2 protein-coding genes are annotated in these 1,471 nt (G+C 65.7%); one reads left to right on the forward strand and one right to left on the reverse strand.

Annotated elements, in window-relative coordinates; translation table 11 throughout:
- Positions 1-502: DUF1134 domain-containing protein (locus tag FFS35_RS19825; protein WP_137788479.1), on the forward strand; the 502-nt coding region annotated here is incomplete at its 5' end.
- Between the two features lie 12 nt (positions 503-514).
- Here the strand turns inward: FFS35_RS19825 and FFS35_RS19830 are convergent.
- On the reverse strand, positions 515-1,297 hold the full coding sequence (locus FFS35_RS19830) for a crotonase/enoyl-CoA hydratase family protein (protein WP_137788480.1): 783 nt from the start codon (positions 1,295-1,297) through the stop codon (positions 515-517).
- Positions 1,298-1,471: the final 174 nt, after the last annotated feature.

Genomic DNA, 1,471 nt, shown 5'->3' on the forward strand with positions numbered 1-1,471 from the left:
GTCCACCACCACTGCCGACGCGACGTTCAAGCGCGACGATCTCATCGGCGCGGGCGAAGGCGTGTTCGGGAAAGGCGCGGAGGGATTCGCGTCGATCATCGAGAAAATTCTCAAGGATCAGGGCCAGCCTAATGCCTATATCGCCGGGCGCGAGGCCTCGGGCGCGATCGTGGTCGGCCTGCGCTATGGCTCCGGGGTCATGACGCATAAGGTCGAGGGGCAGATGCCGGTCTACTGGACCGGCCCGTCGCTCGGCTTCGATCTTGGCGGCGACGCCAACAAGGTGTTTGTACTGGTGTACAACCTGTACGACACCGAGGAGCTTTACCGCCGCTTTCCCGCCGCCGAGGGGCGCCTCTATTTCGTCGGCGGGTTTGCGGCGACCTATCTGCGGCGCGGCAACATCGTGCTGATCCCGGTGCGGCTGGGTGTGGGCTGGCGCGCCGGGGTGAACGTCGGTTACATGAATTTCACCCACAAATCGAAATGGCTGCCGTTCTGACGACTGGCCGGGTCAGTCGCTGAACACCGGCGCACGCTTTTCCATGTTGGCGCGTACCGCCTCGACCTGGTTGGGCGAGCGCATCAAGGCGATCTGCTCGGCGCTTTCGGCGCGCAGCACTGTTTCGGCATCGGCATCGGCGGCGATATTGTAGAGCCGCTTCGAGGCGCGGATCGCAGCGGGATTGCGGCCGGCGATTTCGCGCGCCAGCGTGAGTGCCGCCGCGCGGGGATCCTCGTCGAGCCGCGTCGCGAAGCCGTAGTTCAGCGCATCCGCACCGGAGAATTCGCGCGCGGTATAGGTCAGCTCGCGCAACACGTCGTCCCGCGCCAGCGTGCGCCACAGCGCCACACCCGCCATATCCGGCACCAGCCCCCAGTACGTTTCGCGAATCGACATGCGGGTGGCGGGGTGCACGATGCGGATGTCCGCACCCGACAGCACCTGGAAGCCGCCACCCATCGCCACGCCATGAACGGCCGCGATCACCGGCATCGGCAGCTCGCGCCAGCCCCAGGCGACATGCTGCACGGCATTGGCCAGCCCGTGGCTCCGCGCGCCGAGATCGTTGCCGGATCCGCCGCCCGCCATCGACACCATGTCCAGACCCGCGCAGAACGCCCTGCCCTCACCTGAAAGCACGGCGACGCGCACGTCTTTCATGCCGGCAAGCTGCGCCACCGCATCGTTGAGGCCGGCGAACATCGCAGGATCGAGCGCGTTCATCTTGTCCGCACGATTGAGGCGCACATCGGCAACACCGTCCGTCACCGTGATCGTCACCCGCTGTTCCATCGCTTGCTCTCCTGCGTGTCGTTTCCCATGCGCTACCGCGCATCGTGCGACGTATCAACGCCCTAGGACGGATCGACATTCATCGTAGCCATATCATGGCGGCGGCGAGGTGTATGAAGCCTGCGAAGTGGGCGGTGCGTCGGTCATAGCGCGTGGCGAAGCGCCGGAAGTGCT

It is taken from the genome of Sphingomonas sp. 3P27F8 (assembly GCF_005502745.1).
Taxonomy (GTDB): domain Bacteria; phylum Pseudomonadota; class Alphaproteobacteria; order Sphingomonadales; family Sphingomonadaceae; genus Sphingomonas.

What these genes read in the sequence shown, in the direction of transcription:
- FFS35_RS19830 (WP_137788480.1), bottom strand. Translation starts at nt 1,297, where the DNA reads ATGGAACAGCGGGTGACGATCACGGTGACGGACGGTGTTGCCGATGTG.